Genomic DNA, 25,847 nt, shown 5'->3' with positions numbered 1-25,847 from the left:
CTATTCACTCCGATTGCTGTTCTTCAGCTTGTTCCTGAGGCTCTTCTTCCTCCGGACTGTCCACTTCTTCTGTATCTTCGTCGGTGGCGCTTTCAACCTCTGTCATTTCCTGAATGGCGCCGTCAATCGCATTAACCAGATATTCTTCATCATCATTAATAGTGATTTGATACATGGGAGAAAATACCCGGCTGTTGCCGATAGGAGAAAAGAAATTAAAATAGCCGATTTCGACTTCTGTCACACTGTCATTGAAGGTAATTAAATTCTCATTCAGAAGCCTTTCGATCGCAAGGTAGAAACATATTTTTTTATCATCCTGCTCCTGCAGTTCAAGAAAAATCTGCGAGTATCCGGTAATCTGGGTGTCTTCATTGAACCTCAGCACCAGTTGATTTTCTTCACTCGTATAAATAGGAGCATCTTCAAACGTTTGATAAAAATGCATTTCCCGGTTTTCGTCATCCCATTCCCCGTAAACATATTCTTCTCCCTCATACACGTTGTTTTCCACAAAGTTGATAACACTCTCATTAAAGGCTTCTCGTGCTGCTTCGTTATCATAAGGACCTTCTGGTGTATCATACGGGTCTTCCAGCGAAACTTCAACTAAGTCGTTTTCCTCGTTCTCTTCTACATTTTCTTCCCCGACAATGCCGCTGACTTCTTCTTCAATATCAACAACCTGGCCGACAATATGGCTGATTTCCTCCATATCTTCAGGAAGATCTTCTGTTACGGTAATATTCATTTCACTCATTCGCTCTTCAATGGTGGCTTCTGCCCGCACATTCAACTGGCTGCCTGCCCTTTTTTCCATCAGCTGATAGACGAGAAAAGAGTTAAGCAGCAGGAACGTTACAATAAAAATGGTTTTTGTCCGGCTCCAGTCCAATCTACTCTTCCTCCTCTACTGCTGCGTCAAAAGGATACCATTCGCCGCCGTATTTAATAAACCAGGAAGGATCAAAGTTTACTACTTCATTATCCTTGCTGACGTTGTAGCCAATACGGACATTCTGGACATCTTCCATATCAAACTGTCCCTGCATCTGATCTACAATGTCCCGGCCGGATTCCAATGTGACATTTTCTTCGATATCAATGGGATTGGCATCAAGCTCAAACAGCGGTCTTGAATAGTTTGCAATCTGTCCGCCTGTTTTTACGGCGGTAATCGAAGTCTGGGGTTCTCCGGTGTCATAGACCGGTATTCCCTGGACCATCATCCGGTACGTCGCTTCTTCCTGGCTGGCAGAGCTGTCAATATCGTACAGCGTATATTCATCTGTCCATCCACCCTGGGAATTAATGAAATCAAAGGAAGAAGTAATAACATTTCCCTGATTGCTTTCTGCACTATCTCCGTAGATTGGATTCACGTAGTTGAAGGAGTCACCGTCTGATGCTATATTCACCATCCTGCTTCCATCAGTATAAGAAAGCTCGCCGTTGTCCTCCTGATACTGTTCTACGTAATTCGGCTCATTAAACAGCAGCTGCAGAAAGTTATCGGTCGCAATTTCTGACGTGGTGTAGGATACTGTGGAATACGTAGCCGTATTTTCCGGCAGATAGATATTTCGTTCAATACCTGACTGTTCCGGCGTTTCTAAAGCAAAGACGGATGGAAAAGCTTCCAGGTTATTTAAATATTCACTGCGGAAATCAGAAAGGCTGAACGTTGTCCTGCCTTCAAATACGCTTCCGCCATCTTCATAGGAGACGAGCAGAATTTTTAAGCCGTCTGCATCCGGGCCGTCATCGACCAGGTACATCCGGTCAAGTGTCTCAATCGAGGAATATGGTGTATCCTCTTCGATTTCAAACAGCTCTTCAATCAGTTCTCCGGCAATCGGGGTCGGGAAAATGATTTCTGCCATGTCCCCGCCGCTGTTTTCAATGATTTCGTTAACCTCGGTTCCTGCCTCTTCAGAGCTGGTCAGATTAACGAGATTTTCGATTCTAGCTTCCTGCAGAGTCTCATAAAATTGCATAAAAGCTTCATCGTTATTTTCTATAGCTGTCATTTCTTCGTTCTGGTGAAGTACAATTTGTTCCGGCAGGACCGCATCTGACAACGAACGGGTTTCACCGACAGGCTCACTTTCTACATATGTGGTATCTTCAAGCGCTGCGTATTCCGGTTGAAACGTCCATACCTGATAGGTTAGAACAACGCTCAATACAACGAGCAGGGACAGAGTCCAGGATTTCATCCGTTCTATCATTCGGCCCCACCTGCTTTTTTATAGGAGGAATAAGGAAGCGTAACGGCGATCGTCGTACCTTTCTTCCAAACGCTCTGCACGTCAATATAACCACCGTGGGAATGAACCAGTTCTTTGGCAATTGCCAGCCCGAGTCCCGTTCCGCCGAGATTTCTTGCCCGTGCTTTATCTACCCGGTAAAAACGGTCGAAAATTTTGTTTTGGCTTTCTTTTGGAATGCCCAATCCCTCATCAATGATTTCAATTTCCACATCCCGGGATTTAGGTATCATTTGCAACGTTATCGTACCCCCGTCCGGAGAGTATTTCACAGCGTTGGAGATAATATTATCAAACACCTGAATCATCTTGTCCCGGTCCATATCCACGTAAATAGGGTACGAAGGAAACTGGCGGTCAAAATATATATTCTTGTCTTTGTTTATCATCTCAAAGCGATCTGCAATTTGGTGCATGACTTCTGCTAAGTCTACGGTTTCTGCATTAAGCCTTAAATCATCGCTGTCCATTTTAGAAAGCTGAAGCAGATCATTAACAAGTCGTATCATCCGCTCTGTTTCGTTTTGAGTTACTTTCAGAAAACGCGGTCCGAGTTTTTCGTCCTGCATCGCTCCATCCTCCAGCGCTTCCATATAGCTCTTCAGAGTCGTCAGAGGGGTCCGCAGTTCGTGGGAAACGTTGGCCACAAATTCCCGTCGTTCATTTTCAATTTTCTCCTGCTCTGTTACGTCATGAAGCACCGTAATTAAACCATTCACAGGGCCATCCTCATTTCGGATAACAGAAAAGCTGGCTTCCAGCAGAAAGTCATTTTCCTCGTCGCTGAAATCAAGCAGGATAGAATCAGAGTAATCGTATAAGTCGCTTGGCGTAATCGTTTCTGATAAATGAAGAATTTCCGGAAGGGAAGAACCGATAATATCTTTTTGATCAAGGTTCAACAGCTGCTCCGCCCGGTTATTCATCAGAATAATTCTTCCAAGCTCATCGGTAGCGATAACACCGTCGGTCATGTGGGCAAGAACAGAACTCAGCTTCTTGCGCTCCCCTTCCGTAGTAGACTGCGATTCTTTTAATCGAAGCGTCAAATTATTGAAGGAGTGGGCAAGCTGGCCGATTTCATCGTTCCCGTATACTTTTACCTGCCGGGAAAAATCGCCTTCCCCCATTACCCTTGCCTGCTTTTTCATGTCTACGATCGGTCTTGTGATCGTCTGGGATAGCAGGATACCTAAAACAGCGGTAATAATAAGTGCAATAATGGTTCCCGTAAAGAGAATTTGGTTGATTTCATCTACTTCATCATAAATTTCGTTCATATTTGCTTCAAATGTATATAGCTCCTTGAACGACTCCATCTGCCTCGACAGGGATGGCCATGACACGCAGCCGGTCTCCATCCGGATTTCTCACTTCTGTAGAGTCGGGCGTACCTAACAGCGCCCGCTTCACACGTACTTCCGTACTCTGCTGGCCGACAATATAGTCATTGTTCCAGTTGGAGGTGCCAAGTACAACCTGATTGGGTCCGATAACCTGAACCTGCGAGTTTTCAATGGAGAAAAATTCCTGGAGCAGACTTTCTATGTCTTCTTGCAGAGGCTCTTCTTCTTCATCCCGGTCCCGGGTCATTTCCTGACGCACATTATATTCAAGCAGGTCCGCCCGCTCTTCAAGCATGTCATAGTGATTGCTCTCGAGCTGGGCTTCCAGCTCCCGGGTAAAATACACCCCGATAACCTGCATCGCAATAAAAATGAGCAGCATAAAAATAGCGATCAGCTTCAGATGAATGGATTTGAAAAAGTTGAAAAACTTCATCTCTACTTCTCCTGGTCCGGATACTTAAGATAATAGCCGACTCCTCTTCTCGTTACGATCCATAATGGATAGCTTGGGTTGTCCTCGACTTTTTCGCGGAGGCGCCGTACCGTAACGTCTACCGTTCTGACGTCACCGAAGTAGTCATACCCCCACACTGCCTGCAGCAGATGTTCTCTTGTCATCACCTGGCCAATATGACGGGCCAGATAGTGCACCAGTTCAAATTCGCGGTGCGTCAGATCAACAGGGTCGCCGCGCTTTAATACCTGATAAGCGTCCGGGTCTACTGTCAAATCTCCAATGATAATTTCTTTTTGTTTAGTGGACCCTTCTTCCGGAGCCACCTGCTGGCGGCGTAAGTTAGCTTTTACGCGTGCAATAACTTCGCGGTTGCTGAAAGGTTTCGTTACATAGTCATCCGCTCCAAGCTCAAGTCCTAGCACCTTATCGATCTCCGAGTCTTTTGCAGTAAGCATAATAATCGGCATATCATAGGTTTTGCGGATTTCCCGGCACACTTCCATGCCATCTTTAAAAGGAAGCATAATATCAAGCAGAACGATATCCGGGTTAAAGGCATTTACTTTTTCAAGCGCTTCATTCCCATCATAGGCACACTCTACCTGGAATCCTTCTTTTTTTAAATTAAATTCCAGTATATCTGCAATGGGCTGTTCATCATCTACGACAAGAACCTTTTCGTCCATATATTCGCTCACTTCCATTTCTTATTTTCTTACTTCATTATTTTTATTGTTCCATACACATGCTTTCGGGCTGTTTTCTCGTAAAAATACACAAACGTATTACTACTATTGTAACACAGCTGCAAAGACTCTTCGCCCAAGGTGATTTTTCTATAAGAGAGGCCGCAGCAGACGTGCGCTCTCCATTCCTCTCTCTTCTCCTTCGATATATCCCGAAACCAATCCATTACAAGAGAACAAAAAAAGCCTGGATATCCTATCCAAGGCTTTGGGTTTTTACTAAATGGTGGCTCGAGACGGAATCGAACCGCCGACACGTGGATTTTCAGTCCACTGCTCTACCGACTGAGCTATCGAGCCGTATTTATTCTGTTTTGTAAGTAGTATGCTTCTATTTATATAAATGGTGACCCGTACGGGATTCGAACCCGTGATACCGCCGTGAAAGGGCGGTGTCTTAACCACTTGACCAACGGGCCGCTATAGTTCATATACAGAAGAAATGGTGAGCCATGGAGGATTCGAACCTCCGACCCTCTGATTAAAAGTCAGATGCTCTACCAACTGAGCTAATGGCTCTTATGTGTTTATTGCTTTTCTCAGCAACATCATTAATAGTACCACGCCGTAAATTGATTTTCAAGCTATTTTTTCAAGAAAATAATAACGCCTGCAAAAGCCTGATATCATAGGTTTCTTTAGTATAAAAAAGCTGCATGCCTCCGAAGAGAACATGCAGCTGGCTTTCGTATTATACGCCCCATACGCCGCGGACCATATTCGTCTGATCACGATCCGGACCTACAGAAAAAATGCTTAATGGAATATTGGTAAGCTGAGAAATTCTTTCTAAATAATGACGGGCATTAACAGGAAGATCATCCAGTGATTTAACTCCTGTTATATCCTCTGTCCAGCCTGGAAGCTCTTCAAAAACAGGCTCGCATTCAGCAAGCACTTTCAAACTCGCCGGAAAATGCTCCATTACTTCTCCACGGTATCTGTAAGCCGTGCAAATACGAAGTGTTTCAATGCCGGTTAGGACATCAATAGAGTTTATAGAAAGGTCGGTAATACCGCTTACCCGGCGGGCGTGCCTGACAACTACGCTGTCAAACCAGCCGACACGGCGCGGACGTCCGGTCGTTGTTCCGTATTCATTACCTACTTGTCTGATCTTATCCCCGGTTTCATCCAAAAGCTCCGTTGGAAAAGGACCATCGCCTACTCTTGTGGTATAAGCCTTTGATACACCAACCACATGGTGAATTTTTGAAGGACCTACACCGGAGCCGATTGTAACGCCGCCTGCGATAGGATTCGAAGATGTAACAAATGGATACGTTCCCTGATCAATATCAAGCATAACGCCCTGTGCGCCTTCAAACAGCACGCGGCGCCCCTGATCAATCGCATCGTTTAACACAACGGATGTATCGTCTACATATTTTGATACAAGCTGACCGTACTCATAGTACTCTTCAAGCACCTCTTCAAGCTCGAATCCTTCTGTTTCATAAATTTTTTCCAGCAGACGGTTTTTTTCTTTTAAATTGCGGTCCAGTTTTTCACGAAATTCTTCTTTATCCAGCAAATCAGCAATACGGATGCCTGTACGTGCTGCTTTATCCATATAAGCAGGACCGATGCCTTTTCTTGTCGTTCCAATCTGATTGCTGCCTTTGCTCTCTTCTTCTACAATATCGAGTTTGATATGATAAGGAAGAATGACATGGGCACGGTTGCTGATACGCAGGTTGCTCGTATCTACATTGCGGTCATGGAGATATTTAAGCTCTTCGACCAAAGCCTTTGGATCAATAACCATTCCGTTTCCAATCACACAGATTTTATCACTGTAAAAAATACCGGACGGGATCAAATGAAGCTTATACGTATCTCCCCCAAACACGATTGTGTGGCCGGCGTTGTTTCCCCCTTGATAACGGGCTACTACTTCGGCATTCTCTGATAAATAATCGGTAATCTTACCCTTACCTTCATCTCCCCATTGTGTACCTACGATAACGATGGATGACATGACTCCCACCTCCAGAATATTTAAACGATCTATTTATAATTTGGTATGTAAAACGTGTTCAAAAAACCCTTACATAGTGTATCAACTAGCCGGGGGAAAGTCAATAAACACGAACATTCTAAATGAAGACTGTTATTTTTGTTCGTAATAATGTCACAAAAAAACGCTCCTACATAGGCGGAGCGCTTCCTTCATCGTGACGTCGGTCTAAATTAACGAATTTATTATATTCTTTAATAAAAGCCAGTTCTACTGTGCCGACCGGACCATTTCTTTGTTTTGCTATGATAATTTCAATAATGTTCTGATTCTCGCCTTCCTGATCGTAGTAATCCTCTCTATAAAGAAAAGATACAATGTCGGCATCCTGCTCAATACTTCCCGATTCTCTTAAATCGGACATCATCGGGCGTTTGTCCTGTCTGGATTCTACTCCACGTGAAAGCTGGGAAAGCGCAATAACTGGCACATTCAGTTCGCGGGCCAGGCTTTTCAGGCTCCGGGAAATTTCGGACACTTCCTGCTGGCGGCTTTCGCCTCCGCGTGCAGAAGAACCCTGGATAAGCTGCATATAGTCTATTAAAATCATCCCCAGCCCTCTTTCCTGCTGGAGCCTCCGGCATTTTGCCCGGATATCACTCACTCGGATACCGGGAGAATCGTCAATATAAATGCCGGCGTTGGAAAGGCTTCCCATTGCCATCGTCAGCTTTTCCCAGTCTTCTTCCTGGAGAGCACCTGTCCGCATACGCGAAGCGTCGATATTTCCTTCCGCACAAAGCATCCGCTGGACAAGCTGGCTGGCTCCCATCTCCAGACTGAAAATAGCTACATTCTCTTCTGTCTTCGTAGCAACATTCTGGGCAATATTCAGGGCAAAAGCCGTTTTACCCATCGAAGGGCGTGCCGCCTACAATAATAAGATCATTCTTTTGAAAACCGGCAGTCATACGGTCGAGCTCCATAAAGCCGCTCGAAATACCGGTAACATCGCTTTCCCTGTTCTGAAGTGTTTCATATTGTCGTACGTTTCAATTAATACATCTTTTATGGAAACAAACGCTTTGGAGCTTCGCTGATTGGCAACTTCCAGAATACTGCGTTCCGCTTCATTTAAAATATCTTCTACTTCCGATTCGCTGCTGTACCCGTCCGTTGCGATATCTGTCGCCGTTCGGATCAGTCTCCTCATCAAGGATTTTTCCTGAACGCTCTTGCTGTAGAAGTCTACATTCGCTGCTGTAGGAACGGAATTTGCCAAGTCGGTTAAATACGAAATTCCGCCCACTTCCTCCAGCCACTGATAATTCTGCAGAGAGGAGGTGACGGTAACAAGATCGACCGGGCTTCCTTTTTCCCCAAGCTCGAGCATCACCTGATAAATCCGCTGGTGGGAGGCTCTATAGAAATCTTCGGGAGCCAATCGTTCGGAAGACGTAATCAATGCTTCGCTTTCTAAAAATATAGCTCCAAGGACAGCCTGTTCGGCCTCAATGTTCTGGGGAGGCATTCGATCTGTATACATATCACTCATCCTGGTCGTCCTGCCTTTCCTTCTATGATGCTCTTATGTATTCCTAATAAAGAACCCCCTCTGTAAGAGAGAGGGCCGGATTTTCTATTCTTCGACAACGTGGACATTCATAGTGGCTGTTACTTTCGGATGTACTTTAACCGGCACTTTGGTAACGCCGAGTGTACGGATCGGTTCATCAAGATCAATTTTTTTCTTGTCGACCTTTAAATCCATTTCTTTCAGGCGCTGAACAATCTGCTTAGAGGACACGGCGCCAAACAGCTTGCCGCCTTCTCCGGATTTTGCTTTAATATCAATTTTTTTGCTTTCAATTTTTTCTTTAAAAGCTTTTGCTTCTTCCAGTTCCTGCTCTGATTTTTTGTCATCGCTCTGTTGTTTGGCCTGCAGGTTTTTCATGTTGCCTGCGTTTGCTTCTACAGCAAGCTTATTTGGAAAAAGGTAGTTGCGGGCATAGCCTTCCGATACATTGGCTACATCCCCCTTTTTTCCTTTACCTTTAACGTCTTCATTCAATATTACTTTCATTCAGAAGAACCTCCCTGCATATATTCATCAATTGCTGCTTTCAACTGCTTTTCCGCTTCTTCAAGCGTAGTTTCTTTTAACTGGGCTGCGGCATTGGTTAAATGGCCGCCTCCGTTCAACGTTTCCATAATAAGCTGGACATTGACTTCACCTAAAGAGCGGGCGCTGATGCTGATCTTATCGTCGGCCCGCTTGGAAATAACAAATGAGGCCTTTACGTCGTTCATCGTCAGCAGCGTATCTGCCGCCTGAGCGATAAGAATCTGGTCATATGTTTCCCCTTCAGATGCTTTCGCAATAGCCAGGCCTTTTTTATAGATGGCTGCTTTTTCAATTAAATGCGAGCGTTTCACGTACTGCTCAATATCTTCTTTAAGAAGCTTTTGTACAAGCGTCGTATCTGCCCCGTGTGACTTTAAAAACGAAGCGGCGTCAAACGTCCGGGAACCTGTTCGAATAGCAAAGCTTTTCGTATCGACGATCATCCCCGCCAACAGAGCTGTCGTTTCGAGTACGTCCATCTTCAGCTTCTGAGGCTGGTATTCGAGAAGTTCTGTTACAAGCTCTGCCGTTGAAGAAGCATACGGCTCCATGTACACGAGCACGGGATCTTTAATAATTTCCTCCCCGCGGCGATGATGATCAAGTATAACAATCCGGTCAACTGCATCTACAAGCTTCGGCTCAATAACCAAAGACGGCTTGTGCGTATCGACGACCACAAGAAGCGTGTGACGTGTCAGTTCGTCCATTGCTTCTTCCGGAGTAATAAAATGGGACCACAGATATTCATGAGCTTCTATTTCTTCCATAAGCTTCTGAACGTCCGGGTTGATTTCATTTGGATCAACGACGACGTAGGCATCCGTATTATTTACTTCTGCAATCTTCAAAACACCGATCGCTGCTCCAATAGCATCCATATCAGGATTCTTATGGCCCATGACCACCACCTGATCGCTTTCCAGTACAAAATCCCGCAGGGCGTGGGAAATAACGCGGGCTCGCACGCGGGTCCGCTTTTCCATGGCGTTTGATTTGCCGCCGTAGAAGCGCACTTTGCCATTTTTTTCTTTAATAGTTACCTGATCGCCGCTCCTGCCAAGCGCCAGATCCAGACTGGACTGAGCTAGTGTGCCAAGCTCCCGTAAGGAAGATTCCTTTGTTCCTATACCGATACTAAGCGTAATCGGCACCTTTTCTTTTCCTGTTACTTCTCGTACTTCGTCGAGAAGCACAAACTTCGTTTTCTCTACTTCCTTCAAAGCTTTTTGGTCCATAAATGCTATAAATCGGTCCGAGGCAATACTTCGCAGCAGAATATCATAGTCGCTGGCCCAATGATTCAGCGCGGACGTTACGTGACTTTTCAACCTGCTTCGAAGCTGGTCATCCATCCCCTGAGTCACTTCATCATAGTTATCCAGATATATCAGACCGACTACCGATTGTTCTTCTTCATACAATCTGTTCGTTTCCGCTGTCTCCGTCATATTGAAAAAGTACAAAAGCTTGTCTTCGTGACGAATATACACGGTATAGTAATTGTCATTTAAGCTGATCTGTACTTCTTCTTCGCCTTTTTTTATAGCCGGAATGAGATCTGAAGAAACTTCGTCCAGTCCCTTCCCTAGGAAATGGCCGGGGAGCAGTTCATGAACGAAAGGATTCACCCAGTCAATTTCATATTCTTTTCCATACAACAAGATACCAATCGGAAGCTCGGTTACAGCTTCTTCGCCGGCTTTGTTAACACGATGGGATAAAGTGGCTATATAGCGTTCAAGATCCCGTTCAAAAGATGCTCTGGCCTGAACGACATAAAAAACCATCACGCCTAAAAGAATAAATCCGGCCAGGCCTAATTCCCAGCGGTAAATCATCAGTGCTCCGATGAAGAAAGAGGCAAGGATAAATAGAGCAACAACGTGTAAGCCGTGCCAGCGTCTTAATAAGAACTTAGGCATAATGTCAACCCCTACTTCTTGTCAGTTTCCAGTCGTTCTTTCAAACGAAAGCCTAAATCAATTATACCCAAGATTCGCGCAAAGAGTGGAATAATTGGTAAAATTACTAAGGAAATAACGAAAATAATTGGAAGCGCTTTGGGCAGTGATTTCTTATAGCAGTAGTAAAAGACTACTGTACACCCTTGAATAATCATAATGTTTCCAAGAAACCAGTAAACGTTCCAGATGAGCAGGTAAGGAGTGGTGCCTTCTTCTGCTCCAATCAATGTAAGCACAATTGCTGCCAGATAAAACCAAAGCAGCGACTTTGGAAAATTCCATTCCCGAAAAGGAGGAAATGGCTGATACGGTATCGACAGTCTTTTTAAAAAGTAATGGGCAATCACCTGCGTGATAACCGCGAATCCGGCACCGGCACTTACCATAATGACAGGAATCATATAGCCAATTTGAATGATGACTTCACTCATTGCCTCTACGCTGTCCGCTCCATCCTGACCGATCGAATTCAGCATGGATTCTGCCTGCACTGCTGAATCTCTCATTACATTTTGAAGTGTTTCCACGGGATTAATATTAAATACAAGAATCGTTACCGCATAGATTACCATAAGGCTCGTTACATATGCGAGCGATCCCCCTACTAAAACAAACAAAGGCTCTTTTTTTCTGCGGATCATTTCGCCGACGGTAATACCGCCGAGGCCGAACATTAACACGAATGGAACCCCTGTCAGGCCGCCGATGAATAAAGACAGCAGAAACAAAACAATAAACATCACCAGCGCGCTTCGAAGACCGTAGCGTGCAGTATAAATCAGAAAAGGCAGTGGCAAAAACCACAATAAAATATAAACAAGAGGAGGGACAAATATAGTAAGCAGCATTAATATAATAAATAATCCGCTCAGTATTGCACCCTCCGTTAAGCTTCTCGTCCGCTGCAATCCGTTCACCCCATCTGTTGTATAAAAAAGCTGATCACATGCTCAAAAAAGCTGCCTGCAGAACAGGCATTGCTTCATTGTAGCTTATGTAATAATAAATGCGCAAGCGTACCGAAAGCAGGCCTGATAACAGTCATTCCCTTTGTTTTTATGAAGGTCAGACGGTCAGCTGAAAGTCTTCAAAAAGTATAAAAGAGCTTTTCCCCGCTGAAAGTTCCCCGGAGAAAAGCTCTAATTATTCTCTTGCTCTATTGTTCTCTTACATATGGAATCAATGCTACGTGACGGGAGCGTTTGATCGCTCTAGTCAGCATACGCTGATATCTTGCGGAAGTCCCTGTTACACGACGTGGAAGAATCTTTCCACGCTCACTAATGAACTTATTAAGAAGATTTACATCCTTATAATCGATCTTTTCGATCTTGTTCACCGTGAAGTAACAAACTTTCCGGCGCTTACCTCTGCGTTTACCCATGTTTTTCATCCTCCTTTGTTTTTTTACATATATTACATTTTATTTCAGGAGAAGGGGATTAGAATGGTAAATCATCATCTGAAATATCGATAGGCTGGCCATCATTTGAAAATGGATCATCATTTAAATTAGATGAGCCTTTATTTTGATTCTGCTGCCCATAGCCCTGCTGGCCGCCGCTGTTTCCTCCGCCATAGTTTCCCTGGCTTTGAGAACCGCCGCCGCCTGCATTTTTAGGTTCAAGAAACTGAACGCTTTCGGCCTGTACTTCTACAACATATACACGTTTACCATCCTGGTATCATAACTGCGGCTCTGAAGACGTCCGTCTACACCGGCAAGGCTTCCTTTTTTAAGGAAGTTTGCTACATTTTCGGCCTGCTTTCTCCACGTTACGCAGTTAAGAAAGTCCGCTTCGCGTTCTCCCTGCTGATTCGTAAACGGGCGGTTTACTGCAATGCCGAAATTTGCCACGGCTACACCATTAGGGGTGTATCGCAATTCAGGATCACGAGTTAATCGTCCAACTAGAACTACACGATTTATCATAAGTGCCCCTCCCCATTTTAGATATTAGCCTTCGTTTCTAACGATAAGATGGCGGATTACGTTATCATCTATTTTAACAAGACGATCGAATTCACTAGTAGCTTCGGAATTAGCCTTCGTGTAAACCACGACATAATGTCCATCAGTGAAATCATTGATTTCATAAGCTAGACGGCGTTTTCCCATTTGATCTACTTTTTCGATCTCTGCTCCGTTTTTCGTCAGAATTTCGTTATAGCGTTCAACTGTCTGTTTCACGCCATCCTCATCTACGTTTGGAGCAATAATGTAAAGTACTTCGTACCTACGCATATTGCGTCACCTCCTTTTGGTCTAAGGCTCTTTTTCTTTGAAAAGAGCAAGGAGCAAAATTTAATAAAACGATTTTACTCACAATGTATAATTTTAGCATAGAAACTACTCTATAGCAATACGTGAAGGTGATTTTCTAAACATTGAAACGGAAATGAATAACGTCTCCATCTTTTACGATATACTCTTTACCTTCTAAGCGGACTTTGCCGGCTTCTTTGGCTGCATTCATCGAACCTGTCGTTGTAAGATCTTCGTAGCTGACGGTTTCTGCGCGGATAAAGCCGCGTTCGAAGTCGGTGTGAATCACTCCGGCTGCCTGAGGTGCTTTGGTGCCGCCGGTAATGGTCCAAGCGCGCACTTCCTGCTCACCTGCTGTAAAGTAAGTCTGCAGGCCGAGAAGCACATAAGCTGCGCGGATCAGCTGATCCAAACCGGATTCTTCAATACCCAGATCCTGCAGAAACTCCTGCTTTTCCTCCGGATCCAGTTCAGCAATTTCTGCTTCAATTTTCGCACACACCGTAATGACCTCTGATTTTTCACCATCAGCAAACTCTTTCACTCTTTTTACCATTTCGTTATCTTCACCGCTGACAAGATCTTCTTCACTTACGTTCGCGACGTATAGGATGGGCTTCATAGTGAGAAGCTGAAAGCCATTGACCATTTTCCGTTCTTCGTCTGTTAAGTCAAGAGCGCGGGCCGGCTTTTCTTCTTCAAAAACAGCAAGCAGCTTTTTCAGTACAGCATGCTCTGCCAACGCATCTTTATCTCTCGATTTTGCCAGTTTAGCTACTTTTGCTTCACGCTTCTCGATTGATTCCATATCAGCTAAAATAAGCTCGAGATTAATTACTTCAATATCACGAATGGGGTCGACGCTGCCGGACACATGTGTCACATCACCATCATCAAAGCAGCGAACTACATGAGAAATAGCGTCCACCTGACGAATATGTGTCAGAAACTTATTACCAAGCCCTTCGCCTTTGCTTGCTCCTTCTACAATCCCTGCAATATCTGTAAACTCAAATGCAGTTGGAATGGTTTTTTTAGGTTTCACAAGCGCTGTTAATTTCTGCAGACGCTCGTCAGGCACCTCTACGATACCAACGTTCGGATCAATCGTGCAGAATGGATAATTGGCTGCCTCTGCTCCAGCCTGTGTGATTGCATTAAAAAGAGTAGACTTCCCTACGTTAGGAAGACCTACAATACCAGTTGTTAAAGCCATCTTTTCACGTCCTTTTTCATAATCATCGGCTTATTAAAGCCTATTTCTTTCTATTAGTATAGAAAGGCGTTTCGGGAAACACAAGGAAGAAACGTTATTTAGGATCTTCTTTTGTATTTCCGGTTACTTTTTTCAATTTTTTCTGAAATTCTCTTCTTGGAAGCATGACACTGTGCCCGCACCCTTGACATTTTATACGAATATCTGCGCCAAGTCGGATAATTTCCCATCTGTTTTCCCCGCAGGGATGTGCTTTTTTCATTTGAACAACGTCATGCATTTGGTACGAGTCAAGTGCCATTTTATGCCCCCAGTCTTATTATCCTTTTTTTACCATTTTAAAGGGTATAAAGATTTATTTTTAGAACCCGGCTGCTTTTTTAAATTAAAGCATATAAAAGCGGGTATATAGAAGTAATATGTCATTTACAGTCAAATGCTTTATTTAAGGAGGAGAACTGTATGTTCAGGAAACAAAGCCGACCAGGTCATTCACCTGTTTCTTTATACTTGGACACTGAATCCGAGCAGACACCGGCGATTCTTTCTAATACTTTAACAGATGTCTTATCAACTGTCCCGGAAACTTCTGAAATAGTAATCGTATGCATCGGCACCGATCGTTCTACCGGCGATTCTCTGGGACCACTTACCGGTACCCTGCTCGCCAAAAACAAGCTTGATAATTTTAAAATCTACGGCACGCTTGCCTCTCCTGTGCATGCTGTTAATTTGGAAGAAGTATTAGCTGATATTGAGTTGCGTTATACCTCTCCATATATTATTGCTGTAGATGCCTGTCTTGGAAGAGTTAAGAATGTTGGATCATTACATTTCGAAGACGGTCCAGTTTATCCCGGAGCTGCAATGAAAAAGAATCTTCCTCCTGTCGGACAGGTACACATTACGGGTATCGTCAACGTAGGAGGAATGATGGAGTTTTTTGTGCTTCAGAATACACGTCTTCATGTTGTTATGCAGATGGCAGAGAGTCTTTCAGAGAGTTTCGTTCTTGCCGACCGCCGCCTGCAGGGAAAGAAATTAATCAAAAAAGCCTATCAGGACCGTCCGGTTCCCATAGGTGGGAAAACCGTTAAACACGAAGCCTGATTTTTTAAAGCCGAGAGAATCGGCTTACATATACTATAATAAATATATCACCGTCACAATAGCTCCTACGACCGGTATAGCCGGAAGCAGATTAGCCACCCGAATATCAAGAATTCCCGCAAGCTTCAGCCCAATCCCCAGAATCATAATCCCACCAGTACCTGTCATTTCTGTAATAAACATTTCCCTTAGCTCCACCGGCACGAACTGGTCAATCTGGCCCGCCAGCAGAGCAATACTGCCTTGATACAATACCACTGGTATAAAGGAGAACGCAACACCAAAACCGAGGGTTGCCGTGAATAACACCGCTGTAAAACCGTCCAGCATAGACTTGGTATAAAGAACGTTATGATCAAGCCTTAATCCGCTGTCCAGCGCTCCAAGTACAGCCATTGCTCCAACTACATATACGAGGGTAGCTGTAACAAACGCTTTAGCCACTGCTCCTTCGCTTCCTCCAGCTCCGCTTCGTTTCTCAATCCATTTCCCAAGCCTGTTCAACATATCTTCCAGCTGAATTCTTTCTCCTATCCAACCTCCGATTACAAGACTTCCAATAACAATCAAAAACTGGTCACTTGCCAGCCCCATTTGTATGCCTAAAAGCATAACCGCCAGGGCCAGGGCCTGCATAATCGTCGTTTTATATCGTTCCGGAATATTATGAAAGACCAGCCCCAGCAAAGATCCAACAACGATTGCTGCCCCATTCACCAGCGTGCCTAATAACACCATGCCCTCTCACCTTCTACTCTTTCTTTATCTTAACAAAATAAAACCCCCGGACAGGGGGTTATTCATCTTTATCCAAAAGCTCAATAATCCGCTTTAAATCTTCCTCCGAAAAAAAGTCAATTTCAATTTTTCCTTTTTTCTTTCCTTGTTTGATTGCCACTTTTGTTCCAAAGTAAGATTTAAGGTTGTTCTCCGTCGAACGAATAAAAATAGAGGGCGAAGGCTTTGATGTTTCACGTGAAACATCCTCCTTTTTCTCATGCATTCCCTTTATTATCTCTTCTGTTTTCCGGACGTTCCACTGGTTTTTCACAATATCACGAGCCAGCTGTTCAATTGTTTTCTTTTCTTTAATACCTAGAAGAGCTCGGGCATGGCCCATCGTCAATTCCTTTTTCTCCACCATCTGCTGAACGCTTTTAGGAAGCTGTAGAAGTCTCAAGTAATTTGTAATGTGCGGACGGCTTTTGCCGACGCGCTTTGCCAGCTCATCCTGAGTAAACGACAAGTGGTCCATCAGCTTTTCATACGCTTTAGCTTCTTCGAGCGCGTTTAGATTTTCTCTCTGCAGATTTTCAATTAGGGCTATTTCCATCATTTGTTCGTCCGTCAGCTGCTTTACAATTGCCGGCACGGTTTGAAGTCCTGCTATTTTCGAAGCACGGAGGCGTCTTTCCCCTGCTACAATATCGTAGCCTTTAATACTTTTCCTAACGATAAGAGGTTGAACGACACCCTGTGCTGAAATCGATTCGCTCAACTCCTGGAGAGCTTCCTTGTCGAACACCTGCCTTGGCTGGTAAGGATTCGGACGTAGCTGATTCACATCAATATCCTTCACTGCTTCTGTTTTGGCTGTTTTTTCCTCTGGGAAAAAAGCATTCAGTCCTCTGCCTAGTCCTTTAGCCACTCGCCACCACTTCCTTTGCTAAATCTAAGTAAACTTCGGCCCTTTTGATCTGGCGTCATAACTGATAATCGGAAGGCCATGGCTTGGCGCTTCACTCAGCCGGACATTTCTTGGAATTATCGTTTTATACACTTTTTCACGGAAGTACTTTTTAACTTCTTCAATGACCTGCAGTCCAAGATTCGTACGGGCATCAAGCATAGTTAGAAGAACACCTTCAATCGCCAGGTCATGATTTAAGTGTTTCTGCACAAGTCTGACGGTATTCAGCAGCTGGCTCAACCCTTCTAATGCGTAATATTCACACTGCACTGGAATAAGAACCGAATCAGAGGCTGTAAGTGCATTTATCGTTAACAACCCGAGAGAAGGCGGACAATCAATAATGATGTAGTCATAATCTTTAATAACGTCCCGAAGTGCATTTTTTAATCGAACTTCTCTGGAAATGGTAGAAACAAGCTCAATTTCAGCGCCGGAAAGCTGGATAGTAGCGGGAACAACATCCAAGTTATCCACACTGCCGGGCCGAATAATGTCTTTGATTTCTACATCATCGACGAGAAGATTGTAAATGCATTTATCTACTTCGCCTTTTTCGATACCGGCTCCGCTCGTAGCATTTCCTTGAGGATCCATATCGACGAGAAGAACTTTTTTTCCAAGATATGCAATGCATGCGCTGATATTTACTGCTGTTGTTGTTTTACCAACGCCGCCTTTTTGATTAGCAATGGCTACTACTTTGGCCATCGTTACACCTACTTTCTCTCCTGCTGCTTCATTTATTATATGTAAAGCCTGGATGGAATATCCGAATAGTATTAGTAAAAACTGTATTTAAGCGGATTTTCTTTCTTTTTTTATTCTATCATGTTTTGTGAAAAAATTCGCAACAGTTCTCTTTTTGTTGCGCTTTTTCCTTATTTTTCAGTATATATACAAAAACAGCCTGATTAATGCTTCAGGCTGTCATAGCATATTTTAAACGATAGGTTCTTTAGAAGGAGTTCCCGCCTTACGGGGATAGGCCTTTGGTGTTTTTTTCTCTTTCACAGCCTGCAGAATACAGCGCTGGCTTTTTTCTACAGGAAGTGTAAATGAAAATTCATTTTTCCATACTCCTCCAAGCAGGCTGAAGGCTTTTTCCGCTTCTGCTTTTTCCTCCAGTCCTGTAGATCCTTTCATTGCGATAAACGTACCTCCTACTTTGGCAAAAGGCAGACACAACTCTGCAAGGACCGGCATTCGAGCCACTGCTCTTGCTACTACAATATCATAGGATTCCCGGTGGTCTTTCATCCGGGCCAGCTGTTCTGCCCTCTCATGAACAAAGTGAATATCATTTAAACCGAGGACTCCTGCCACCTCTCTTAAAAACGTAATCCGTTTTTTAACGAGTCCGCAATCGTCATTTCAATATGAGGAAAACATATTTTCAAAGGAATACTTGGAAAACCCGCTCCTGCTCCGATATCAATAGCTTTCTGTGGTCTATCTGTAGTTGGAAATGCTTTTATTGCAGTAATAGAATCAAAAAAGTGTTTTTCATAGACATCATCTTCTTCTGTAATACCTGTTAAGTTCATCTTTTTATTCCATTCAACAAGCAGCGTATAGTAATCTTCGAACTGCTTGAGCTGATGGGTGGATAGAGTGATGCCTTCTGCCTCTGCCCACGCCGGAAATTGTGCTTTGCTCATCATTCTCCTCCTTTGTTTGTTCACCTAGCGTCGCTGCCTAGAAAAAAGCGTCCGTAAGAAACGGACGCTCAGCTTCCTTTTATGCTTCCCCTACTCTGGCAAGCTTTCCCTGTTCCAGATAAACAAGAAGAATAGAAATATCTGCAGGATTCACTCCCGAAACTCTTGAAGCCTGGCCTACTGATAATGGTTTTACTTCGGTCAGCTTTTGGCGTGCTTCGGTCGCAATACCGCTGATAACACTGTAGTCCAGATTTTCCGGTATTTTCTTCATTTCCATCTTTTTTCATTTTATTTACCTGATCAAGCTGTTTGGAAATGTAGCCTTCATATTTTGTTTGAATTTCAACCTGCTCGGCAACATCCGGGGTAACGCGACTCGTGAAGCCGGTAAATGGAAAAATATCGTCGTATCCAAGCTCCGGACGTTTCAGCAGGTGCATTGCTGTTGCCGTCTCTTTAATAAGAGAAGAGTTTTTTGAAGTAAGCATTTCCTCAAGTTCAGGACTCGGCTGAATGCTTGCCTTTTTCATACGCTGCTTTTCCTGCTCAATCGCTTCTTTCTTTGATAGAAAACGATCATAGCGCTCCTGCTCTATCATACCTGCCTGATAGCCTATTTCTGTCAGGCGGAGGTCGGCGTTATCGTGGCGCAGAAGCAGACGATATTCTGCTCTTGACGTTAATAAACGGTACGGTTCATTAGTGCCTTTTGTAACCAGATCATCAATCATTACACCGATGTAGGCATCGGAGCGATCCAGAATAACCTGCTCTTTACCCTGAGCTTTCAGCGAAGCATTCATTCCAGCCATAAGGCCCTGCCCCGCGGCCTCCTCATAACCAGATGTTCCGTTAATCTGGCCGGCAGTAAATAAATTTTCTACTTTTTTCGTTTCCAGTGTAGGCCACAGTTGTGTAGGAACCATCGCATCATATTCAATAGCGTAGCCCGGACGCATCATCTTAACATTTTCAAGACCAGGAATGGACTGCAGAATCTTGAACTGCACGTCCTCCGGCAGGCTCGTTGACAATCCCTGTACATAAACTTCTGTTGTATTTCTGCCTTCCGGCTCTAAGAAGATCTGATGCTTCGGCTTATCGTTAAAGCGGACAATTTTATCTTCTATAGAAGGACAGTATCTCGGTCCGGTTCCTTCAATCATGCCGGAATACATTGGAGATCGTGACAAATTATCATTAATAATCTGATGCGTTGCTTCTCCTGTATATGTCAGCCAGCAAGGAAGCTGATCGGTAATAAATTTAGTCGTTTCATAGGAGAAAGCACGGGGCTGATCATCTCCCGGCTGTACTTCTGTCTTGCTGTAATCGATACTATTGCCATTTACACGTGGAGGGGTGCCCGTTTTAAAACGAACGAGTTCAAAACCAAGAGCCTTTAGTTCATGAGAAAGCTGCACCGAGGGCTGCATGTTATTCGGTCCGCTCTCATAAGCAAGTTCTCCCAGAATGATTTTCCCGCGCAGGTACGTTCCGGTTGTAATTACGACCGTACTGCTTCTATATTCTGCTCCCGTGTTTGTTACTACACCCTTACATACATTATCTTCTACAATCAATTTCTCGACCAGGCCCTGGCGCAGGGTAAGATTTTCCTGTTCTTCGATCGTGTTTTTCATTTCGTGCTGGTACATAAACTTATCGGCCTGTGCTCTAAGAGCTCTTACAGCAGGCCCTTTTCCGGTATTCAACATTTCATTTGAATATGCGTTTTATCAATATTCTTTGCCATCTCTCCGCCGAGAGCATCTAATTCACGTACGACAATTCCTTTTGCAGGACCGCCGACTGAGGGATTACATGGCATAAAAGCAACAGCGTCGAGATTCAATGTGAGCATCAATGTCTTTGAGCCTGAACGAGCTGCCGCAAGTCCAGCTTCAACTCCTGCATGCCCGGCTCCGATGACTACAACGTCATACGTACCGCCTTCATAATTCATTCATGTGCCTCCTTATAATAGTTAAATATGGAAAAAAAGTAATTTAGTTATTATTTTTCGATTTATTTACCTAGACAAAATTGAGAAAAGAGTTGATCAATCAATCCATCGTGCACATTTTCTCCAATAATTTCACCGAGCATTTCCCATGCTCTCGTAATATCAATTTGAATCATATCGACAGGAACTCCCATTTCAACCGCTTCCAGGGCGTCTTCAAGAGTCTGTCTAGTCTGATTCAACAAACCAACATGTCTGGCATTGGAAATATAGCTTAAATCGGAACCTTCAATACCTTCCTCAAAAAAGAGGCTTGATACTGCCTGCTCCAGTTCATCAATACCTTCGTCTTTTAATAAAGACGCCGCAATAACGGGGCGGCCGGATGCCAGTTCTCGTACACGGTTTCATCTATTTTTTTATCCAGATCTGTTTTGTTTAAAAGTATTACCGCATTTAGTCCATGTATCGCTTTAAACAGCGCTTCATCTTCTACAGAAAGTTCTTCTGCACTGTTAAGGACCAAAAGATTAATTCGGCTTCCTGCAGAGCCTTTCTGGAGCGCTCTACGCCAATTTTTTCTACGATGTCTTCTGTATCTCTAATACCGGCAGTATCAATAAGACGCAGCGGAACACCACGGATATTAACGTATTCTTCCAGGACATCACGGGTCGTCCCGGGAATATCCGTAACAATAGCTCTGTTTTCATGAATCAGGCTGTTCATCAAAGAAGACTTACCAACGTTGGGACGCCCTATGATAGCTGTTCCCAGGCCTTCGCGGAGAATTTTACCCTGCTTCGCCGTAGAGAGCGCTGTTTACTTCATCTTTTACATGTGAGGTGTGTTTTTTTAAATTGTCGAGCGTTACTGATTCGGCATCAAATTCAGGATAATCAATATTCACTTCTACGTGAGCTACTGTTTCAAGCAGCTCCCGGCGTAATCGTCTTACTCGTTCTGAAAATCTGCCCTCTACCTGCTTCACTGCCGCATGCATTGCTTTATCAGTTTTAGCACGAATCAAATCCATAACACCTTCTGCCTGCGAAAGATCAATTCTACCATTTAGAAAGGCCCGTTTGGTAAATTCCCCTGGTTCAGCCAGCCTTGCTCCAGCACTAAGTACCAGATCAAGAACCCGATTAACCGACACCAACCCGCCGTGGCAGTTGATTTCTATAATATCTTCTCTTGTGAATGTCCGGGGAGCACGAAGCACAGACACCATCACTTCTTCCACCGTTTCATTTGTCTGCGGATCCATGATATGACCGTAGTGAATCGTATGAGTATCTGCTTCCTGTACTTTTTTTACCTCTATATAGTGTATCAGCAATAGAAAAAGCCTGCTCCCCGCTCAATCGGACGATGGCAATAGCTCCTTCGCCGACCGGAGTGGAAATAGCGGCTATTGTATCAAATTCCATTCTAACTCTCGCTCCTCAGAATGAATAATAGTTTGCTTACATTATTTCATCTAGTTTTGTATTCCTAACTAAATAGAATAGCATAGGAATGCATTTTGGGAAAGCATAGATTATCCACATGTGGATAACTCTCAGTCATTTGTAAATTATTCTTACTTTTTATACACAAAAAAGCCACTCCTGCTTATCAGGAATGGCTCGGCGTAATAATATCCGTATTGAGTATGAGAAAAACGTCTGCTACTTTTTCGAAAGGAAAATAGCTACATAGCGGTGAGGTTCTTTTCCCTCAGAAGCTGTTTCGATATCTTTTTCGTTTTGAAGCGCTGCATGAATGATTTTTCGTTCCCGCGAACTCATAGGCTCCAGCACTACTTTCCGTTTCGTTTTCCGGGCTTTATCAGCAAGTCTTTCTGCCAGCTGATGAAGCGCCTCACGGCGTCGTTCGCGGTAATTCTCGGCATCGAGCGTGATACGGGAGTATTTATCAGAATAACGGTTTGCTGCTAGATTAACCAGGTATTCAAGTGAATCGAGCGTCTTTCCCCGTTTTCCAATTAACACTCCAAGATCTTCGCCTTGAATATCAAAAAGAACTTCTTTTTTCTTTTCTGTTATTACTATTTCAGCTTTTGTACCCATTTCTTTTAAAACCTGAGTCAGAAAAGCAGCCGCTTCTTTCGTCGGATCCTGCTTTATCTTCGCTTCAATAATAGCCGGTTTTCCTTTAAATAAGCCCAGAAAACCTTTTACCGGAACTTGTACGAGTTCATAATCAAGCTGATCTTCTTCAATACTCAATTCCAATAGTGCGTTAGCTTTCGCTTCTTCTATTGTTTTTCCGGATACCGTTACTGTTTTCACTTCTTTTTCACTCCTCCAGCTTTCGGTTCTTTCGGTCCGCTATCACTGACCTCGGCTGCTGCTTTTGCATCACGTTTGTTTCTTGCACCAGGCCCTGTAATGAAATACGTCTGGATAATCATAAACAGGTTACCAATAACCCAGTAAAGCGCCAGGGCAGATGGGAAGAAGAAAGCAAATCCACCAATCATAAATGGCATCATATACATAAGCATTTTCATCTGAGGATTATCTGAAACCATCATCATTTTCTGTGAATGAAGGTAGTAACACCTGCAATGATTGGAAGTATATAGTCCGGCTGACCAAGCTGGAACCATAGAAACTCGTGTGTGCCAATTTCTCTCGTCCGCATAATCGCGTGATAAAAAGCGATGAGAATAGGCATTTGAATGAAAATAGGAAGACAACCGGCTAACGGATTAATTCCTTTGGACTGGAATAGCTTCATTGTCGCCTGCTGCAGTTCCTGTTGCGTCTTCTGATCTTTAGCTGAATACTTTTCTCTCAGCTTTACAAGCTCAGGCTGCACTTCCTGCATTGCTTTTGCGCTTTTAGTCTGTTTGATCATTAAAGGAAGAATCAAAATACGAAGCATAATCGTTACTATGATGATAGACATGCCGTAGCTTTCTCCCATTGCCTCTGCAATATAAATAATTAACCACGATAATGGATAAACAAAATACGAATTCCAAATACCTTCACTGTCTGCATCGATTGGCTGATTTACGTCAAAACAACCGGCCATGACAGTCATTAAAGCAACAAGCATTGCCACTAAACCTAATTTCTTTCGCACAAACGCTTCCTCCTTGATAAAAACCATCTTCAATATAGTGTAATACTCCGGGCCTCATTTAAGAAAAAGAGAATTTATTAAATTACAAATAATTCCATTAAGTTAAAATTTTGTATGTATGGTTTATTTTAATGTTAAATATATACAATTATAATGGTAAAATATTGAAATATAAAAGTAAGCGTTCGCTTTTCTCAAAAAAAAGAGCCCTTAACCATTTTAGCGAATATAAAAGATAAAGAAAGAAAAGCCTGCTTCCTATTTTAGGAAGATCGGCTGCCGCTTTTTCGCAATACATGTTTAAAGCTTTTCTTTAATTCTTCATATTCCATTTCTAAAGCCGGCTTACGAGCGATAATAACATAATCTTTTTTGGATCAAGAAAATCATCCAGCTCTTTTAATACTTCTCTAAGAAGTCGTTTCATCCTGTTCTAGTAACCGCATTTCCAAGCTTACGGCTCACGGTGACACCTACACGGTATTCAGACTGAGCAGGCTTCTTAAGAACATATAGTACGAACTGGCGGTTCGCATATGAGGATCCTTTATCGAAGACTGTGCTGAACTCATGATTCTTTTTTAATTTATGCGCTTTTTTTCAAACAGCGGCACCTCCGCCAAAGCCTTCAACAGACCGTATGCTTAATTAGCAGCAAAAGAGCTGCCTTGCTTGAGAAAACAAGCCCTTACAGAAAGCACAGCAGCCCTGCAGCTTATTTAAGCAGGATATGCCGGTGCTTCTTGTAAGGAAAAGTAAAAAAAGACCACTGTCAATATCAGTGGCCTTAGGCAGATAGTACTTTTCTTCCTTTACGACGGCGGTTTTTAATAATGTGACGGCCGTTTTTTGTACTCATTCTTGTACGGAAGCCATGATTCTTTTTGCGCTTACGATTATTTGGATTAAACGTTGGTTTTCCCATTCCTAGCACCTCCTGGTGAGTAATTTATCGTTCTGCTGTGCTTTGTTTCTTCTATATCCCAGCCTTTATATTCTCAAAAGAATCAATTCGATTGCTTAAGCCGAAAGGGTACTTTACTGAAATATAATCTCTTGCACATTCCCGTAAAATTATATAGAGAAACAGGGGCATCTGTCAATAGCAATCTTTTGATGAAACCTCCGGCAGAAAAAAATAACAGCAGCTCCCAAAATAAAAAGTAGTGTGGATAACTTTTTTGCCATATTTTTATCTTTTAAAAGAATTACTTACAGGATATACACACAATATAGTAGTGTGGACAAGTATAGCCCACAAGTTATTGATTATGTGGATAACTATTAAAAAGTCCGTTGTCTTCGCTTTTTATTTTGATATGATAGTTATGTTTTCCTCTGGATAACTTTGTGAACTAAAATACTTATCCACACCTGTTGATAACTTTGTGCATAACTTTCCACAGGCTCTGAATAGTTTTTCCACATAAAAAAGACTCATGTGGATAAGACGATTATGTTACTATACTAGTTGTTATCCACTTCTTATCAAGAGCTCCTTTAAGAAAAGTTATACGAATTTTTCCTTATACATAGGTTAAATGCTATTAAATTTTTTCCTTGGTAGCATTGAATAGTTTTACCGTGTACTATGGGACCGGCATGCAAAAAAAATAGATGGATACACCAGACTCGGTGGTGAACCGAGTTTTTTTTATCCGCTTATGTAATAGATAAAGCAGTAAAGAGAGACGAAAAGGAGGGTAAGAGAGTGCTGGAAAATATTAATGACTTATGGAATCAAAACGCTTGAAATTATGAAAGAAAAAGTAAGCAAGCCAAGCTATGAAACATGGCTGAAAGCAACCAGGGCTCAGAATATACGATGACACTATCGTGGTTACTGCCACCAAATGAGTTTGCCCGCGACTGGCTTGAAAACCGCTATTCTTCTTTAATATCTGATACATTAAATGATCTAACCGGCTCGGAACTGGATGTAAAATTCATTATTCCTGAAGC

Annotated in this window: 16 protein-coding genes, 3 tRNA genes and 10 pseudogenes; 2 read left to right on the top strand and 27 right to left on the bottom strand. The window is 43.1% G+C overall.

Features of this window, described 5'->3' with window-relative positions:
- Positions 1–4 precede the first annotated feature (4 nt).
- The 17 genes and pseudogenes from MMY81_RS16575 to MMY81_RS16495 form a co-directional block, all read right to left on the bottom strand.
- Complete coding sequence (locus MMY81_RS16575; RefSeq protein ID WP_252313721.1) at positions 5–895, bottom strand: two-component system regulatory protein YycI; 891 nt, start codon at positions 893–895, stop codon at positions 5–7.
- A gap of 1 nt (position 896) precedes the next feature.
- Positions 897–2,231, bottom strand: a complete 1,335-nt coding sequence (locus tag MMY81_RS16570) for a YycH family regulatory protein (RefSeq protein WP_252313720.1) — start codon at positions 2,229–2,231, stop codon at positions 897–899.
- A pseudogene (gene walK / locus MMY81_RS16565) lies at positions 2,228–4,052 on the bottom strand (cell wall metabolism sensor histidine kinase WalK). Before walK ends, MMY81_RS16570 begins: the two are co-directional and overlap by 4 nt.
- Before the next feature lie 2 nt (positions 4,053–4,054).
- Entirely contained in the window at positions 4,055–4,762 is a 708-nt protein-coding gene (yycF, locus tag MMY81_RS16560; protein WP_252313757.1) for a response regulator YycF, read from the bottom strand.
- A 284-nt stretch (positions 4,763–5,046) separates the two neighbouring features.
- Positions 5,047–5,122, bottom strand: a tRNA-Phe gene (locus MMY81_RS16555).
- Positions 5,123–5,166: 44 nt separating this feature from the next.
- Positions 5,167–5,241 (bottom strand) — tRNA-Glu (locus MMY81_RS16550).
- 24 nt (positions 5,242–5,265) lie between these two features.
- Positions 5,266–5,341 (bottom strand) — tRNA-Lys (locus tag MMY81_RS16545).
- Positions 5,342–5,513: 172 nt separating this feature from the next.
- On the bottom strand, positions 5,514–6,803 hold the full coding sequence (locus tag MMY81_RS16540) for an adenylosuccinate synthase (protein ID WP_252313719.1): 1,290 nt from the start codon (positions 6,801–6,803) through the stop codon (positions 5,514–5,516).
- A 169-nt stretch (positions 6,804–6,972) separates the two neighbouring features.
- Positions 6,973–8,337 (bottom strand): annotated as a pseudogene (gene dnaB, locus MMY81_RS16535) (replicative DNA helicase).
- Positions 8,338–8,421: 84 nt separating this feature from the next.
- Positions 8,422–8,865, bottom strand: a complete 444-nt coding sequence (gene rplI / locus MMY81_RS16530) for a 50S ribosomal protein L9 (protein WP_252313718.1) — start codon at positions 8,863–8,865, stop codon at positions 8,422–8,424.
- Complete coding sequence (locus tag MMY81_RS16525) at positions 8,862–10,832, bottom strand: DHH family phosphoesterase (RefSeq protein WP_252313717.1); 1,971 nt, start codon at positions 10,830–10,832, stop codon at positions 8,862–8,864. The genes rplI and MMY81_RS16525 overlap by 4 nt, the downstream gene beginning before the upstream one ends.
- Before the next feature lie 11 nt (positions 10,833–10,843).
- The gene (locus MMY81_RS16520) at positions 10,844–11,782 is read right to left on the bottom strand and encodes a YybS family protein (RefSeq protein WP_252313716.1); all 939 of its coding nucleotides are present in this window, start codon (positions 11,780–11,782) and stop codon (positions 10,844–10,846) included.
- Positions 11,783–12,030: 248 nt separating this feature from the next.
- The gene (gene rpsR / locus MMY81_RS16515) at positions 12,031–12,258 is read right to left on the bottom strand and encodes a 30S ribosomal protein S18 (protein WP_211327008.1); all 228 of its coding nucleotides are present in this window, start codon (positions 12,256–12,258) and stop codon (positions 12,031–12,033) included.
- Between the two features lie 58 nt (positions 12,259–12,316).
- Positions 12,317–12,807, bottom strand: a pseudogene (ssb, locus tag MMY81_RS16510) (single-stranded DNA-binding protein).
- Positions 12,808–12,831: 24 nt separating this feature from the next.
- Positions 12,832–13,119: a 30S ribosomal protein S6 gene (rpsF, locus tag MMY81_RS16505; protein ID WP_252313715.1), complete on the bottom strand. Its 288-nt coding sequence runs from the start codon at positions 13,117–13,119 to the stop codon at positions 12,832–12,834.
- A gap of 136 nt (positions 13,120–13,255) precedes the next feature.
- Positions 13,256–14,356, bottom strand: a complete 1,101-nt coding sequence (ychF, locus tag MMY81_RS16500; protein ID WP_252313714.1) for a redox-regulated ATPase YchF — start codon at positions 14,354–14,356, stop codon at positions 13,256–13,258.
- A gap of 94 nt (positions 14,357–14,450) precedes the next feature.
- Positions 14,451–14,657: a DUF951 domain-containing protein gene (locus MMY81_RS16495; protein WP_252313713.1), complete on the bottom strand. Its 207-nt coding sequence runs from the start codon at positions 14,655–14,657 to the stop codon at positions 14,451–14,453.
- Positions 14,658–14,818: 161 nt separating this feature from the next.
- Here MMY81_RS16495 and yyaC point away from each other — a divergent pair, with 161 nt between their 5' ends.
- On the top strand, positions 14,819–15,466 hold the full coding sequence (gene yyaC, locus MMY81_RS16490) for a spore protease YyaC (RefSeq protein ID WP_252313712.1): 648 nt from the start codon (positions 14,819–14,821) through the stop codon (positions 15,464–15,466).
- Between the two features lie 33 nt (positions 15,467–15,499).
- On the opposite strand, the gene MMY81_RS16485 is transcribed toward yyaC, so the two are convergent.
- From MMY81_RS16485 to rpmH, 10 genes and pseudogenes are all read right to left on the bottom strand, one after another.
- Positions 15,500–16,204 (bottom strand): DUF554 domain-containing protein, encoded by a 705-nt coding sequence (locus tag MMY81_RS16485; RefSeq protein WP_252313711.1) that lies wholly within the window; start codon positions 16,202–16,204, stop codon positions 15,500–15,502.
- A 58-nt stretch (positions 16,205–16,262) separates the two neighbouring features.
- Entirely contained in the window at positions 16,263–17,114 is an 852-nt protein-coding gene (locus MMY81_RS16480) for a ParB/RepB/Spo0J family partition protein (protein WP_252313710.1), read from the bottom strand.
- Positions 17,107–17,867, bottom strand: a pseudogene (locus MMY81_RS16475) (ParA family protein). Before MMY81_RS16475 ends, MMY81_RS16480 begins: the two are co-directional and overlap by 8 nt.
- Before the next feature lie 231 nt (positions 17,868–18,098).
- A pseudogene (gene rsmG, locus MMY81_RS16470) lies at positions 18,099–18,817 on the bottom strand (16S rRNA (guanine(527)-N(7))-methyltransferase RsmG).
- Between the two features lie 79 nt (positions 18,818–18,896).
- Positions 18,897–20,786: pseudogene (gene mnmG, locus MMY81_RS16465) on the bottom strand (tRNA uridine-5-carboxymethylaminomethyl(34) synthesis enzyme MnmG).
- A gap of 62 nt (positions 20,787–20,848) precedes the next feature.
- Positions 20,849–22,219: pseudogene (mnmE, locus tag MMY81_RS16460) on the bottom strand (tRNA uridine-5-carboxymethylaminomethyl(34) synthesis GTPase MnmE).
- 240 nt (positions 22,220–22,459) lie between these two features.
- On the bottom strand, positions 22,460–23,083 hold the full coding sequence (gene jag / locus MMY81_RS16455) for an RNA-binding cell elongation regulator Jag/EloR (RefSeq protein ID WP_252313709.1): 624 nt from the start codon (positions 23,081–23,083) through the stop codon (positions 22,460–22,462).
- Positions 23,080–23,885, bottom strand: a pseudogene (gene spoIIIJ / locus MMY81_RS16450) (YidC family membrane integrase SpoIIIJ). The gene jag and the pseudogene spoIIIJ overlap by 4 nt, the downstream one beginning before the upstream one ends.
- A gap of 263 nt (positions 23,886–24,148) precedes the next feature.
- Positions 24,149–24,485: pseudogene (rnpA, locus tag MMY81_RS16445) on the bottom strand (ribonuclease P protein component); the annotation flags it as partial.
- A 187-nt stretch (positions 24,486–24,672) separates the two neighbouring features.
- Positions 24,673–24,810, bottom strand: a complete 138-nt coding sequence (gene rpmH / locus MMY81_RS16440) for a 50S ribosomal protein L34 (protein ID WP_252313708.1) — start codon at positions 24,808–24,810, stop codon at positions 24,673–24,675.
- 789 nt (positions 24,811–25,599) lie between these two features.
- Here rpmH and MMY81_RS35415 point away from each other — a divergent pair.
- Positions 25,600–25,846, top strand: a pseudogene (locus MMY81_RS35415) (DnaA N-terminal domain-containing protein); the annotation flags it as partial.
- Position 25,847 lies beyond the last annotated feature (1 nt).

Source organism: Sinobaca sp. H24 (assembly GCF_023845525.1).
The sequence above is the reverse complement of the archived record's forward strand: the minus strand, read 5'-3'. Positions and strand labels throughout refer to the sequence as shown.